The organism is Bhargavaea massiliensis (assembly GCF_018390575.1).
GTDB lineage: Bacteria > Bacillota > Bacilli > Bacillales_A > Planococcaceae > Bhargavaea > Bhargavaea massiliensis.
In genome coordinates this window covers 472,243-485,763 of sequence record NZ_JAHBCJ010000001.1, presented here as the reverse complement: position 1 = coordinate 485,763, position 13,521 = coordinate 472,243, and the positions used below count along the sequence as shown (strand labels likewise).

16 protein-coding genes are annotated in these 13,521 nt (G+C 52.1%); 13 read left to right on the top strand and 3 right to left on the bottom strand.

Features of this window, described 5'->3' with window-relative positions; all coding sequences use genetic code 11:
• The first annotated feature begins 9 nt into the window (after positions 1-9).
• From KHA84_RS02635 to KHA84_RS02615, 5 genes are all read left to right on the top strand, one after another.
• Complete coding sequence (locus tag KHA84_RS02635; RefSeq protein ID WP_213421910.1) at positions 10-798, top strand: MBL fold metallo-hydrolase; 789 nt, start codon at positions 10-12, stop codon at positions 796-798.
• 244 nt (positions 799-1,042) lie between these two features.
• Entirely contained in the window at positions 1,043-2,221 is a 1,179-nt protein-coding gene (locus tag KHA84_RS02630) for a S1C family serine protease (protein ID WP_213421908.1), read from the top strand.
• Positions 2,222-2,407: 186 nt separating this feature from the next.
• Entirely contained in the window at positions 2,408-2,599 is a 192-nt protein-coding gene (locus KHA84_RS02625; RefSeq protein WP_213421906.1) for a CxxH/CxxC protein, read from the top strand.
• 62 nt (positions 2,600-2,661) lie between these two features.
• Positions 2,662-3,141 carry a 23S rRNA (pseudouridine(1915)-N(3))-methyltransferase RlmH gene (gene rlmH / locus KHA84_RS02620; protein WP_213421904.1) on the top strand — a complete coding sequence of 160 codons (480 nt, stop codon included), beginning with the start codon at positions 2,662-2,664 and terminating at the stop codon, positions 3,139-3,141.
• Between the two features lie 23 nt (positions 3,142-3,164).
• Positions 3,165-3,359 (top strand): hypothetical protein, encoded by a 195-nt coding sequence (locus KHA84_RS02615; protein ID WP_213421902.1) that lies wholly within the window; start codon positions 3,165-3,167, stop codon positions 3,357-3,359.
• A 66-nt stretch (positions 3,360-3,425) separates the two neighbouring features.
• Here KHA84_RS02615 and rluF read toward each other — a convergent pair whose 3' ends face one another.
• Complete coding sequence (gene rluF / locus KHA84_RS02610) at positions 3,426-4,133, bottom strand: 23S rRNA pseudouridine(2604) synthase RluF (RefSeq protein ID WP_213421900.1); 708 nt, start codon at positions 4,131-4,133, stop codon at positions 3,426-3,428.
• A 365-nt stretch (positions 4,134-4,498) separates the two neighbouring features.
• Here rluF and KHA84_RS02605 point away from each other — a divergent pair, with 365 nt between their 5' ends.
• Both KHA84_RS02605 and KHA84_RS02600 read left to right on the top strand, forming a co-directional pair.
• Complete coding sequence (locus KHA84_RS02605; RefSeq protein WP_213421898.1) at positions 4,499-4,831, top strand: DUF378 domain-containing protein; 333 nt, start codon at positions 4,499-4,501, stop codon at positions 4,829-4,831.
• 352 nt (positions 4,832-5,183) lie between these two features.
• Positions 5,184-6,689: a malate:quinone oxidoreductase gene (locus tag KHA84_RS02600; protein WP_213421896.1), complete on the top strand. Its 1,506-nt coding sequence runs from the start codon at positions 5,184-5,186 to the stop codon at positions 6,687-6,689.
• 46 nt (positions 6,690-6,735) lie between these two features.
• Here KHA84_RS02600 and KHA84_RS02595 read toward each other — a convergent pair whose 3' ends face one another.
• Positions 6,736-7,275, bottom strand: coding sequence for an ECF transporter S component (locus KHA84_RS02595; protein WP_213421895.1), 540 nt, complete (start codon positions 7,273-7,275; stop codon positions 6,736-6,738).
• 294 nt (positions 7,276-7,569) lie between these two features.
• Positions 7,570-7,812 carry a hypothetical protein gene (locus KHA84_RS02590; RefSeq protein WP_272875231.1) on the bottom strand — a complete coding sequence of 81 codons (243 nt, stop codon included), beginning with the start codon at positions 7,810-7,812 and terminating at the stop codon, positions 7,570-7,572.
• Positions 7,813-8,136: 324 nt separating this feature from the next.
• Here KHA84_RS02590 and KHA84_RS02585 point away from each other — a divergent pair, with 324 nt between their 5' ends.
• From KHA84_RS02585 to KHA84_RS02560, 6 genes are all read left to right on the top strand, one after another.
• On the top strand, positions 8,137-9,138 hold the full coding sequence (locus tag KHA84_RS02585; protein ID WP_213421893.1) for a PstS family phosphate ABC transporter substrate-binding protein: 1,002 nt from the start codon (positions 8,137-8,139) through the stop codon (positions 9,136-9,138).
• A gap of 78 nt (positions 9,139-9,216) precedes the next feature.
• On the top strand, positions 9,217-10,164 hold the full coding sequence (gene pstC / locus KHA84_RS02580; protein WP_213421891.1) for a phosphate ABC transporter permease subunit PstC: 948 nt from the start codon (positions 9,217-9,219) through the stop codon (positions 10,162-10,164).
• Between the two features lie 70 nt (positions 10,165-10,234).
• On the top strand, positions 10,235-11,077 hold the full coding sequence (pstA, locus tag KHA84_RS02575; RefSeq protein WP_419465577.1) for a phosphate ABC transporter permease PstA: 843 nt from the start codon (positions 10,235-10,237) through the stop codon (positions 11,075-11,077).
• Positions 11,078-11,110: 33 nt separating this feature from the next.
• Positions 11,111-11,929 carry a phosphate ABC transporter ATP-binding protein PstB gene (gene pstB, locus KHA84_RS02570; RefSeq protein WP_419465576.1) on the top strand — a complete coding sequence of 273 codons (819 nt, stop codon included), beginning with the start codon at positions 11,111-11,113 and terminating at the stop codon, positions 11,927-11,929.
• Positions 11,930-11,954: 25 nt separating this feature from the next.
• Positions 11,955-12,617, top strand: a complete 663-nt coding sequence (phoU, locus tag KHA84_RS02565) for a phosphate signaling complex protein PhoU (protein ID WP_213422011.1) — start codon at positions 11,955-11,957, stop codon at positions 12,615-12,617.
• Between the two features lie 84 nt (positions 12,618-12,701).
• Complete coding sequence (locus KHA84_RS02560; RefSeq protein WP_213421884.1) at positions 12,702-13,493, top strand: ABC transporter ATP-binding protein; 792 nt, start codon at positions 12,702-12,704, stop codon at positions 13,491-13,493.
• The last annotated feature ends 28 nt before the right edge of the window (positions 13,494-13,521 follow it).

Sequence of the window (13,521 nt, the reverse complement as noted above, 5' to 3'; positions counted from 1 at the left end):
GGCCGAAACGTGAGATTCAGTGTATTGGCCAGCGGCAGTACGGGCAATTCCATTTATATAGAAAATGACGACCATGCTTTTCTTGTTGACGCCGGCTTGAGCGCCAAAAAGCTCGAGGGACTCCTCGGCGGCATCGGCCGCAGCATGAAGCAGGTCGACGGCATCTTCGTCACGCACGAACACAGCGACCATATCAGGGGACTGGGCGTGGCGGCGAGGAAGTATGGCATGCCGATTTATGCTAACGAAAAGACTTGGAAAGCGATGGACGGCCTGGTCGGAGACATTCCGGTCGGCCAGCGCTTCACTTTTGATATGGAAGCGGTGAAATCGTTCGGCAGCCTGGATATCCAGTCGTTCGCCGTTTCGCATGACGCGGCTGACCCGATGTTCTATGTGTTCCATGACAGCGGCCGCAAGCTTGCCCTGATTACCGACACCGGCTATGTAAGCGACCGGATGAAGGGCTGGATTTCCGGATCGGACGCATTCGTCTTTGAAAGCAACCATGATGTCGGCATGCTTCAGATGGGCCGTTACCCGTGGAACGTCAAGCGGCGCATCCTAAGCGATGTCGGCCACGTATCGAATGAAGATGCGGCGGTTGCGATGAGCGAAGTGGTGGGGCAGAAGGAAACACGCATCTATCTTTCCCACCTGTCGAAAGACAATAATATGAAAGACCTTGCGAGGCTGAGCGTTTCGCAGACGCTTGAAACATGCGGCATCCGGCCCGGCGAATTTGTGCATCTGTATGACACTGATGCGGAAGCGCCGACCGAGCTGGTCACAGTCTAAACCATATCCGTCCCATTGCGGGGCGGTTTTTTCATTGTGGCGGGGTGTCGGGTTTTGCTTAACACTCAGGTCTGTCTTCTTAACAATGGGCGCCGCTTTCTTAAACATTCGGGACAGTTTCCTTTCACTCACGCCCTTTTTCTTAACACCGCTATTTACACCAGCAAATACGCTCTGTGTTCAAATTGCCCGAAACGGGTAGGTTAAAGGACAGTAGATATTTTCAGGAGAGGGTGTTGGTTGGATGGGTAAACGGGATTACCGCCAGATCGGACTTCGTTATATCGGTGCGGTCGGAATACTTTCTGCGGCGCTTCTCTTGCAGGGCTGTCTTTCTCCGGAACAGGAAGCGGAAGGCGAGAGCAACGTCAATACCGTTGCCGATGCGGAAACGGCAGCAAAAGACGGAAACGGGAAGGACGACGTTGCGCCTGATGCGGCCCTTGAACTGCAGGAAGGAATCGTTGGAGCGGTTGATGAGGCATCTGCAGCGGTTGTCGGCGTGACCAATCTCCAGACTGCCGGCAACTATTGGACCGGCGCGGAGGAGACCGTTCCGGCAGGCGTCGGATCAGGTGTGATTTACAAGCAGGAGGAAGGCAGAGCATATGTCGTGACGAACAACCATGTCGTCGAAGATGCATCACAAATCGAAATCACGCTGGAAGACGGCACGAAGGTGCCCGGCAAGCTGCTTGGCACAGATATCTGGACCGATCTGGCAGTGGTCGAGATGGACGATGCCGATGTGCAGGATGTTATTGAATTTGGAGATTCTGATGAATTGAAGCGCGGACAGACCGCAATCGCAATCGGCAACCCGCTCGGACTCGGATTTTCAGGTTCAGTGACGGTCGGGGTCATTTCCGGGAAGGAACGGTCCATACCGGTCGACCTGAACGGGGACCAGTCGATCGACTGGAATGCGGAAGTCCTGCAAACGGATGCGGCCATTAACCCTGGCAACTCGGGGGGCGCGCTTGTCGACCTGAACGGCCGGCTGATCGGCATCAACTCCATGAAGATTGCCGAAGCATCGGTCGAGGGCATTGGCCTGGCCATTCCGATCAATTCCGCTGTGCCGATCATCGAAGACTTGGAGCAGCACGGGGAAGTCCGCCGTCCGCAAATGGGCGTCACGCTGTTTGACCTGATGGATATCCCGGCTGTTTATCAACAGCAGGAGCTGAACCTGCCGAAGGACATCACAGAGGGTGTGGTCGTGGACCAGGTGATGCAAGGCTCTGCGGCACAGGAAGCCGGACTCCGGCAGTATGACGTCATTACAGCTATGGATGGGGAACCCATCGCGGATTTGATCGACTTGCGGAAGTACTTGTATAATGAGGTGAAAGAGGGCGACGCGGTCAAGCTTAAGGTGTACCGGAGCGGCGAAGCAATGGACATTGAAATCAATTTATAGCAGTTTGCAACTAAATAACTGAAATTTTGTTCTACTGTTACAAATATATCTATCCACAAGGGGCAGCACGGTGAGATTTCAACCGGCTGCCTGTGTTTTTTCCGTAAATAATTGCAATTGTCCACCAATGTGGATAACTATTTGCAAATGTTTATAACTTTCTGGAGTGGAAAAGGAGGTTTTTGAATGGAAAACACAACGAAAAAAGCATGCGAAACCCACATATACCGGGCTTTAGACGAGGTAACTGCAAAAACGGAAGCCTTCCCGATCATGGAAACCATCAACAAATCCGAAGAGTTATCCACACCCTGTGATTATTGCCAACAGGCTGCAATATATGTGGTATCGAACATGCAGTCGCCCACCATATCTTGATTTCAGTTGTGGATATGTGCATAATTCCTGTGAATAACCGATTTGGCAAAGGTGGACAAGCTGTGAATATTACAATCATTACAGTCGGAAAGCTCAAAGAAAAATATCTGAAAACAGGCATTGAGGAGTACGAAAAACGGCTGCGTCCCTATGCGAAAATCCAGCTGGCCGAAGTATCGGATGAAAAAGCACCCGAGCAGCTGAGTGACGCGGAGATGGAAATGGTAAAGAAAAAAGAAGGGGAACGGATCTTGTCGAAGATTCCCGCCGATGCCCATGTGATCGTACTCGCCATCGAGGGCAAGCAACGGGCGTCGGAGGAGCTCGCGTCAAACCTCGAATCCCTCATGACTTACGGCAAAAGCAAAGTCGTGTTTGTCATCGGCGGATCCCTGGGCCTGCATGCCGATGTCCTCAAACGGGCGGACGAGAAACTCAGCTTCTCCAAAATGACCTTCCCTCATCAGCTGATGAAGCTCATACTATTGGAGCAGGTGTACAGGGCTTTCCGGATCATGAAAAATGAGCCGTATCATAAATAGGCTGTTAAAAAGGATGAGAGCAGATGAGATACAACAAAACCGTTATGACAAAACTGATTAACCAGCATCGTGAATTGCATGATGAGCTAAAAAAGATCAAATCTGAAATGGGCCTGGAGAAAAACTTGGCCATCAAGGCACTATACCATTCAGTTGTAGCGGATGACGGACCGTACATGAAGCAGTACCAAGTGTTGGACCGCATGCACGGAGAATAAATAAAAAATGATCATCGGACCTGTCCCATTGCCCGGGCGTGACTCCGATGATCATTTTTTATAGCCTTACCATTCTCTTGGCTCGTAGTCGAGTTCCCTGAATAATGCGGTGCGTTCTTTTTTAGACAGATCCCTCCACTGTCCTGGCGGGAGATTGCCCAGATGGATGTTCATGATCCGGATTCTCTGCAGCCGGTACACTTGGTAGCCCAACGCTTCGCACATGCGGCGAATCTGACGGTTCAGCCCTTGTGTGAGAATGATTTTGAAATCGTATTTCGATAATTGTTCCGTCTTGCAGGGAAGTGTTTTCGTTCCCAATATCCTGACGCCCTCTGACATGTTATTCAGAAATTCAGGGGTGATCGGCTTGTCCACTGAAACGATATATTCTTTTTCATGCTTGTTCTCGGAGCGCAAGATTTCGTTGACGATGTCGCCGTCATTCGTGAGAAGGATCAGGCCTTCAGAATCTTTATCAAGACGCCCGATGTTGAACACTCTCAGTGGATGGTTGACCAGGTCGACGATATTTCCTTTTACGCTTTTTTCTGTCGTGCTTGTGATGCCAACAGGTTTATTCAAGGCAAGATAGACATTGTTCCTGGCCACCCGGATGGGATTCCCGTCTACCCGGACATCATCCCCGGGCTCGACTTGAGTGCCGATGGAGACACGTTTGCCGTTGATCGTCACACGCCCCTCTTCAATTAGCCGATCGGCACCTCGCCTGGATGTCTTTCCGGATTCACTGATGTATTTATTAATTCGCATGTCTGCACATCCCTTCCTTAATCAGGATCATTTGATTTGATGCTTACTATACTTTGTTTTATAGGTGAATCACAACTACTCATGCAGGGATGTTACGGTGAACTGGAGTGCAAGCGGATCAAGCGTCATCGGCCGAACACTCGGCCTCCTGCGGATGAGAAATTCAGCGCATCCCATTTGATTTTCTTGGGAGGTTCATGAAGCTGTTAATGGTGGAAATCTGCAGAGCTTTCAGATCTTAAAGAATGACCCGAACCAACTCTTCAAATGAAGAGGATGATTTGAGCACCTCTCTATCATTAAATATGTATTAAAAATGGGTTTCGGTAAAGGATAAATACGAATCAGGAAGGAGGAGTCAATATATGAGTGTGCTTTCACGGATTGCGCTGGCTCTATTGATTATCGGCGGGCTAAACTGGGGATTGATTGGATTTTTTCAGTTTGATTTAGTTGCAGCGTTATTTGGCGGTCAAGATGCTTTCTTGTCCAGAGTGGTCTATGGTCTTGTAGGGATCAGTGCCCTGATCTGTATCGGTCTGTTGTTTAAACCGAGCGAAGAGATGGACACCATGGTTACGGGTGACCGGCCCTCAAGAATTTCCAATCAGGATTTGCGCACAGAATTCGGTGAGGAGCCCGATTTCAGTAAAGAGCGGGATACTGAGGTAAAGAAGGCGAACCGCAACAATGATTGATTGTAATCATAAACACTGCTTGGGCTTCGCGCAGAACGTAAGAAATGTCCTCTTTAGTGCAATTTCATCGGCTTTCATCCGTTACATGCGGATGAAAGCCTTTTCTATTCTGTACAGTTGAATGCTATTTCACGCAGGGTGTTCCTTTTTCGGCCAATGAGGCCTGATCAGTTATTCAAAAAAGGTATAATTGCACTGTATGCAATCGGAAGGAAATAGGAAAGTCAATTGTCGAACTATGTTATAATAAAGGCTAAGAATGAACATAAGTTGTTCCCGGCCGGTGCCTGATGGTCACCTGGGCAGGAGCTCTATTATTTAAGTATAAATCCAGGGGATAAGGAAGGTTGTCATGAGCAGCATGCAAAAGCAGACAGATGTGATTTTGATCGGTGCCGGTATCATGAGCGCGACTTTGGGATCCTTGCTGAAAGAGCTCTCGCCGGACATGAAGATCAAGGTGTTTGAGAAACTGGATAAACCGGGAGAAGAAAGCTCCAACGAATGGAACAATGCGGGCACGGGCCACTCTGCGCTGTGCGAGCTGAACTACACTCCCCAGAAGGAAGACGGCACGGTCGAAACGAAAAAAGCGATCCGTGTAAACGAGCAGTTCCAGCTTTCCCGTCAGTTCTGGGCACACCTGGTCAAAAACAATCTGATCCAGGATCCGGAAAAGTTCATCATGCCGCTTCCGCATATCAGCTTTGTGGAAGGCGAGGACAATGTCTCGTTCCTGAGAAAGCGTTTTGAAGCGCTGTCCGGCAATCCGCTGTTTGAGGGAATGGAGTTCAGCGACTCTCCGGAGAAGCTGAAAGAATGGATCCCTCTGATGATGGAAGGCCGAAATGTGGACGAACCGATCGCCGCGACGAAAATCGACTCCGGCACGGATGTCAACTTCGGCGAGCTGACGCGTGTCCTTTTTGATCACCTGCAGCGCCAGGATGTCTCAGTCGATTACCGCCACAGTGTCGAAGACATCCGGCGCTCCGGCGACAAGTGGGAAGTGAAGGTCCGTGACCTTGATGGCAACAAGCTGGAGTACCACACGGCGAAGTTCGTCTTTATCGGAGCAGGCGGCGGCAGCCTGCACCTGCTCCAGAAAACGGGCATTCCGGAATCCAAGCAGATCGGCGGCTTCCCGGTCAGCGGGCTGTTCCTCGTCTGCAACAATCCGGAAGTCATCGAACAGCACCGTTCGAAAGTATACGGCAAGGCGAAGGTCGGCGCACCGCCGATGTCGGTGCCTCACCTTGACACCCGCTACATCGATGGCAAGCGGTCCCTTCTCTTCGGGCCATACGCCGGATTTTCGCCGAAGTTCCTAAAGACGGGTTCGTATCTTGACCTGATCAAATCAGTGAAGCCGAATAACCTTCTGACGATGCTTTCCGCAGGCGCGAAGGAAATGAAGCTCACGAAGTACCTGATCGAGCAGCTGATGCTGAACCAGGAACAGCGCATCGACGTGTTGCGCGAATTTATCCCGAGCGCGAAAAGCGAGGATTGGGATGTCGTCATCGCGGGCCAGCGCGTCCAGGTCATCAAAGACACCGAGGAAGGCGGCAAGGGCACGCTCCAGTTCGGCACGGAAGTCGTGACGGCACAGGACGGCTCGGTTGCGGCGCTTCTCGGCGCATCTCCGGGCGCGTCCACGGCGGTCCATGTCATGCTGGAGATTCTCGAGCGCTGCTTCCCTGAGCAATACGGCGAATGGGAACCGAAAATCAAGGAAATGGTTCCTTCCTACGGCATTTCCCTTTCGGAGAACCCTGAACTCTTCGAGAAGATCCACTCCGAGACAGCAGAAGTGCTCGGCCTGAATGAAACTGAAAAAGAACCAGTCCATAACTGATAGAAAAAGAGCGCCGTTCCTAATGGGACGGCGCTCTTTTTCACAATTATTTAAATGCAGGAACCTTCTTGAGTGCGATGCAGACCGGGATGGCGACAATCAGGCCGACCACGTTTTGGGTGATGTTACCCGGAATTGAAGCCACCGGAATGATCCAGTTGCTGAACAAAACGGCTTCGCACAGATAGTAGCCCGCCAGCATGAACGGCAGGGAAACAATCGCGGCAATCGTATTGAAGACCGGACTCTTTCCTTCGCGTCCGCCGGACCAGGCGATTTTCCCGACGATGTAGCCCTGCAGGCCTCGTGTGAGAAGGGTGAACGGGGCCCAGAGCGTCCAGCCGGAGACCAGGTCGAACAGACCCATCCCGACGCCGCCTGCGATGGCGCCCTTTTTCGGGCCGAACAAAATGGACGAGATAAAGAGCATTGCTGTTCCGAGATGGACAAGTCCGCCATTCGCGGTGATCGGAAGCTTGATATTAAGCAGCAGGGTCGCCGTAAAGACAAGCGCGATGAGCATGCCGGTGATGATCATATCATAGGTTTTGTTCCGTGTGACGGAAACCGAATGTGTTTTCTGCATGATGACCCCTTCTTTTCTATATGAGATAAGACCTATCATACCGAATCACTGACTTATGAAAAGGTTCAATTTTGTCTTGATGGAAGGGGTCAGATTTGATAAACCTACTTGGAACAGTAGCGTGGCAAACATCAAAAAAAGCAGGCAATGATGATTTGTTTCATACACCATTGCCTGCTCTTTACTGTTCAATTTTGTCTATAATGATGCCGGGAATTGAAATGCTTGCCCCCATGGTCGATTCGTAAGTGAGAAGCCCGCTGGATAATCCCATGATGGTAATGACATCGTCTTCTAGAATTCCTGAATCAACAATCGAGGAATCAAATTCCCATAAATAATGGTGTCGTAGTCCTCGTTAACTGCAAATCTGATTTGGGTGGTGCCATCACCTTCCATAACCTGAATGACTTTTCCGCTGAATTTCACTTTCTTCCCGATGTAGTCATCAGGAGTCCTTGCCAATTGGTCGTATGTGATTCCCGTATCATATCCTTTCTTGGCTTCCTCTTCTGCCTTTCGTTTGGCTTCTTTCACTTTTGCTTGCCCTTCCATTTGACCTTCAAAGTATTTCTCTCATAATCCAAAAGTTTCCTATATCGTACACGATTGGTGGTTCTAAAGGTATATATATTTTTACAAGATACGGTATTCCTTTAGATATTAATTAACCTCATAGATTGAAGGTGTTATCTGTATTTCTTGTTGTTGAGCCTTTTCTATGAGGCTTGTAAAGATTGTTAACCCTATGGCTGAACCGATTTACAAACGATTTACATCTAATTCATTTGTCCTCAACAACCTGTTGCTAAAGTAGGGACTGTAAACAAAACGACTACGACCAACAGGGGGAACATTTACATGAAAAGCTGGAAACACTATCTCGGACTCACTGTCGTCTCCTCGGCTCTGCTGCTCGGCGCTTGCGGCGGAAACGCGGAAGAAGATGCAGCAGCGGATGAAGCAACTGAAGAACAGGCAGCGGAAAGCGACACGGCAAGCGAATCTGCAGATCAGTCTTCTGAAGCAGCGGTTGAAGGCGAAGTTTCCGGCGATGGCTCAAGCACAGTCGCGCCAATCATGGAAGCCCTCGTCGAAGAATATTCCGCAACCGGCACGGACGTCCAGGTAACGGTCGGCGTATCCGGAACAGGCGGCGGATTCGAGAAATTCATCGCCGGCGAGACCGACTTCTCGAACGCTTCCCGTGAGATCAAAGACGAAGAAAAGCAGAAGCTTGAAGAAGCCGGCGTCGACTACACGGAATTCTTGCTTGCCTATGATGGCCTGACAGTCGTCGTCAACCCTGAAAACGACTGGGCAACCGAGCTGACAGTCGAAGACCTGAAGAAAATTTGGGTGGAAGACGGCACGACGAAGAAATGGTCCGACATCAATCCTGAATGGCCGGAAGAAGAAATCGTCTTCTACTCCCCGGGCACAGACTCCGGTACGTATGACTACTTCAACGAAGTCATCCTTGAAGAGGAAGACATGGTCCAGAACGCTACCCTTTCCGAAGACGACAATGTCCTCGTCCAAGGTGTACAGGGCGACAAGAACGCCATCGGATTCTTCGGATATTCGTACTATGTGGCCAACCAGGACAGCATCCAAGCAGTCGCAATCGATGGTGTGGAACCGACAAATGAATCGATTGAATCCGGTGAATACTCGCCGCTGTCCCGTCCGCTCTACACGTACGTCAGCAACGAGGCGCTTGAGAACAACGCAGCAACTTATGACTTCTTCGAGTTCGCACTGGATAACGCAGGCGCCATGGCTGAAGCTGTCGGCTACGTCAGCCTTCCTCAGGATGTGGCAGACGAACAAAAAGCAAAGCTTGAAGAATTCAAAAACTGACTAACATCTCTCTGCAGGGAAAATGAGCGGCGCTCCGCTGCTCATTTCTTTCTGTTTTCAAATAAATGGAGGTAAATGATGGTAAATCCGACTACCCGGGAACGGGCATCCGTACAGGAACTGATCGCCAAAGCCGGAAACAACAAACGAAAAAAAGTCATCGAGAAAATCATCCCGGTCATTCTTTTCCTGATCGCAGGCGTCTCCGTACTGACAACAATCGGGATTGTCGCGACGCTGATCTTTGAGACGGTGACGTTCTTCAGACAAGTTCCGCTCCTGTCGTTCATCTTCGGAACCGAATGGCTGCCGTTCTCCAACAAGGAAGCGAAATTCGGCATCCTGCCGCTGATCGTCGGCACGCTCAAGATCACACTGATCGCCGTGATTGTCGCGGTCCCGATCGGCCTGGCAGCCGCGATCTATCTGAGCGAATACGCTTCGGACACCGCGCGCCGGGTCATCAAGCCAGTCCTTGAGGTGCTGGCAGGCGTCCCGACAATCGTATATGGTTTCTTCGCCCTGACTTTCGTGACGCCGGTCCTTCAGACAGTGATTCCGGACCTGAAGATTTTCAACGCCCTCAGTCCCGGGATCGTGGTCGGCTTTATGATCATCCCGATGATCGCTTCGCTTTCCGAAGACGCCATGAGCGCCGTTCCGAATGCGATGCGGGAAGGGGCACTCGCAATGGGCGCGACGAAGTTCGAAGTCGCGCTGAAAGTCGTCCTGCCGGCGGCCCTTTCCGGAATTCTTGCCTCGGTCGTCCTCGCCACCTCGCGTGCGATCGGGGAAACGATGATCGTTTCTCTTGCAGGCGGTTCGACACCGCGCTTTGATGCGAACTTCACCGACTCCATCCAGACAATGACCGCTTATATCGTCCAGGTCTCCACGGGTGATGCGGGTTACGGCACACCGATCTATTATTCGATCTATGCGGTCGGCTTCACGCTGTTCCTCTTCACCCTGCTGATGAACTTCCTGGCAAGCCGCATCACGAAACGATTCAGGGAGGCGTACTAAGATGAGAATCACTGAACAGCAGCCCGGAGTCGGCAAACGCTATATCGATCCGGCATCTGTCACCAAACGGATGGACGGCCGGAAAATCACGAATACGGTTTTCAAATCTTTGTTCTTCATGGCGACACTCGTGGCACTGCTCGTGCTCGGTATCCTGTTCTACAGGATCCTGTCCCAGGGTCTCGGCTTTCTTTCCGCGGATTTCTTCCAGAACTTCGCATCGAGATTTCCCGACAAGGCCGGCATCAAGGCCGCCCTTGTCGGATCGCTCTGGCTGATGGCGGTCGTCGCGCCGGTTTCGATGTTCCTCGGAATCGGGACGGCGATCTACCTGGAGGAATACGCCAAGAAAAACCGGATCAACGACTTTATCCGCATGAACATCTCGAACCTGGCCGGCGTCCCGTCCGTCGTCTTCGGTCTTCTCGGCCTGACGATCTTCGTGCGGGCGCTCGCCCTCGGAAACAGCATCCTGGCCGCGGGCTTCACGATGAGCCTGCTCATCCTGCCGGTCATCATCGTCGCCGCCCAGGAAGCGATCCGCGCCGTGCCGCAGCACGTGCGGGAAGCGTCGTACGGGATGGGGGCGACCAAATGGCAGACCATCGTCCGCGTCGTGCTTCCGAGCGCGATTCCGGGCATCCTGACAGGCAGCATCCTCGCCCTGTCGCGTGCGATCGGGGAGACTGCGCCGCTGATTGTCATCGGCGTGCCGGTCATCATCCACTTCCTGCCGACGGGCGTCACGGATACGTTCACGGCGCTGCCGATGCAGATCTATGACTGGGCGAAGCGGCCGCAGGCCGACTTCCAGCAAGTTGCCTCAGCGGGCATTATTGTTCTCATGGCGTTCCTGCTTTTGATGAATTCGATTGCTGTCCTGATCCGGAATAAATTCCAGAAGCGATACTGACAACTGGGAGGAGAAAAAGGAATGGTACAACTTATGAACCGAACCGAAAACGAAACCGTCGTAAGCCCTCTGGAAGCACCGGTCCGGGAAGCGGCAAAGCCGGTCGTCTACGATACCAAGCAGCTGAACCTCTGGTATGGCACCCACCACGCCCTGAAAAACATCGACCTGCCGATCCGGGAAAACGAAGTCACGGCGATCATCGGTCCTTCGGGCTGCGGGAAGTCGACCTATATCAAGACGCTCAACCGTATGGTGGAACTCGTCGACGGTGTCCGCACATCGGGAGAAATCCTGTATCGCGGCCGCAACATCTTCGACGCAAAGTATTCGGTCGAGGAACTCCGCACGCGTGTCGGCATGGTGTTCCAGAAGCCGAACCCGTTCCCGAAGTCGATCTATGACAACATCGCCTACGGACCGCGCATCCACGGCATCAAAAACAAAAAGATCCTTGATGAAATCGTTGAACAGAGCCTTCGCGGCGCGGCAATCTGGGATGAAGTCAAAGACCGCCTCAGCACGAACGCCTACTCGCTATCGGGCGGCCAGCAACAGCGGATCTGCATCGCCCGCGCACTGGCGATCGAGCCGGACGTCATTCTCATGGACGAACCGACATCCGCCCTCGACCCGATTTCGACACTGAAAGTCGAGGAGCTCGTCCAGGAACTCAAAGAAAACTATTCGATCATCATCGTGACGCACAACATGCAACAGGCCGCGCGGATCTCGGATAAAACGGCGTTCTTCCTGAACGGGGAAGTTATCGAGTTCGATGAAACAGATAAGATTTTCCAGAACCCGGCCGACCAGCGGACTGAAGATTATATATCCGGCCGGTTCGGCTAAGAAGGGGGACACGAAGTTGAGGAATATGGGAAATGTACGGAAGACGTTCGAATCGGAACTGGAAGAGCTGAAAGGCACTCTGCTCCGGATGGTGGATCTCGCGGAGCGGCAGCTCGGAGATTCGATGGAAGCACTGAAGGCCCAAAACCTGACGCTCGCCAATGCGGTCAAGCAGAAAGACGCTGAAATCAATGCGCTGGATGAGGAAATCAACCAGAAGGTGATCCAGCTGATCACCCAGCAGCAGCCTGTTGCGACAGATCTGCGCAAAATCATCGTCGCGCTCAAAATTTCGACCGATATGGAGCGCATCGGCGACCTCGCGGTGAACATCGCGAAATCCACCCTTCACATCGGTGATGAACCGCTGATCAAGCCGATCATCGACATCCCGAAGATGGCGGATGCAGTGCAGGTCATGCTCCGGAAAGCGTTTGATGCCTACGATCTCGAGGACATCGACCTCGCATTCGAACTTGCGAAGGAAGACGACGCCATCGACGAGGCATACGGCCGGCTGATCCAGGAACTCATGGGCTATATGCACCGGAACCCGGATCATGTGAACCAGATCACCCAGCTGGCCTTTATCTGCCGCCACCTCGAGCGGGTCGGTGATCATGTCACAAACATGGCCGAGAACATCATCTTCATGGTCAAGGGGAAAACACTGAATCTGAATGAATGACGAAAAGAGGCTCCGATGTGGGGCCTCTTTTTCCTAGGTACAATCAGGTGTACAATATAGTCAGAACATTAAGAAGGTGAAGCCATGATCATCGAGATGAAGAACGTCTCCCGTAAGCGGGAAGGGAAATGGATTTTGAAAGACATCAATTGGAAAGTCCAAAAAGGGGATCACTGGGTGCTATACGGGCTGAACGGAGCAGGGAAAACCTCGCTCCTCGAGCTCATCAATGCTTATCTGTTCCCGACGGAAGGCACAATCCGTGTGCTCGGGATGGAGTTCGGAAAGACGTATCTGGCGGAGCGGCTGCGCAAAAGGATCGGCTTTGTCTCTTCATTGGTCCAGCAAAAGCTCGAGCCGGGGGACAATGCGTATGAAGTCGTCCTGAGCGGCGCGTACGCCTCGTTCGGTCTGTACGAGGAGACAACAGAAGAGATTGACCAAAAGGGCGTCGGCATCCTCAAAGAACTCGGCTGCCTTGAATACGCCAACCGCCGGTATGATACGCTGTCACAAGGGGAGAAACAGCGGGTGCTGATCGGGCGTGCGCTCATGGCAGATCCGGAACTGCTGATCCTGGACGAGCCGACAAACGGGCTCGACTTCCTGGCCCGCGAGGAACTGCTGGAATCGATCAGGGGGATTGCAGAAAGACCGGACGCCCCAACGATCCTATACGTCACACACCATATCGAGGAGATCCTGCCGGCCTTCAACAAGACCCTTCTTTTGAAGGAAGGGCAGGTCTTTGATGCTGGTGCCACGGAAGAGCTTGTCACAAGGGACCGCATGTCCGAGTTTTTCGGCATTCCGGTCAATGTCATCTGGGACAATGGGCGCCCGCTTCTTTCGAAGGTTCAGGCGGTCAGAAACTGAACCCTGGGGACGTTTTTTTGAGGAGGGA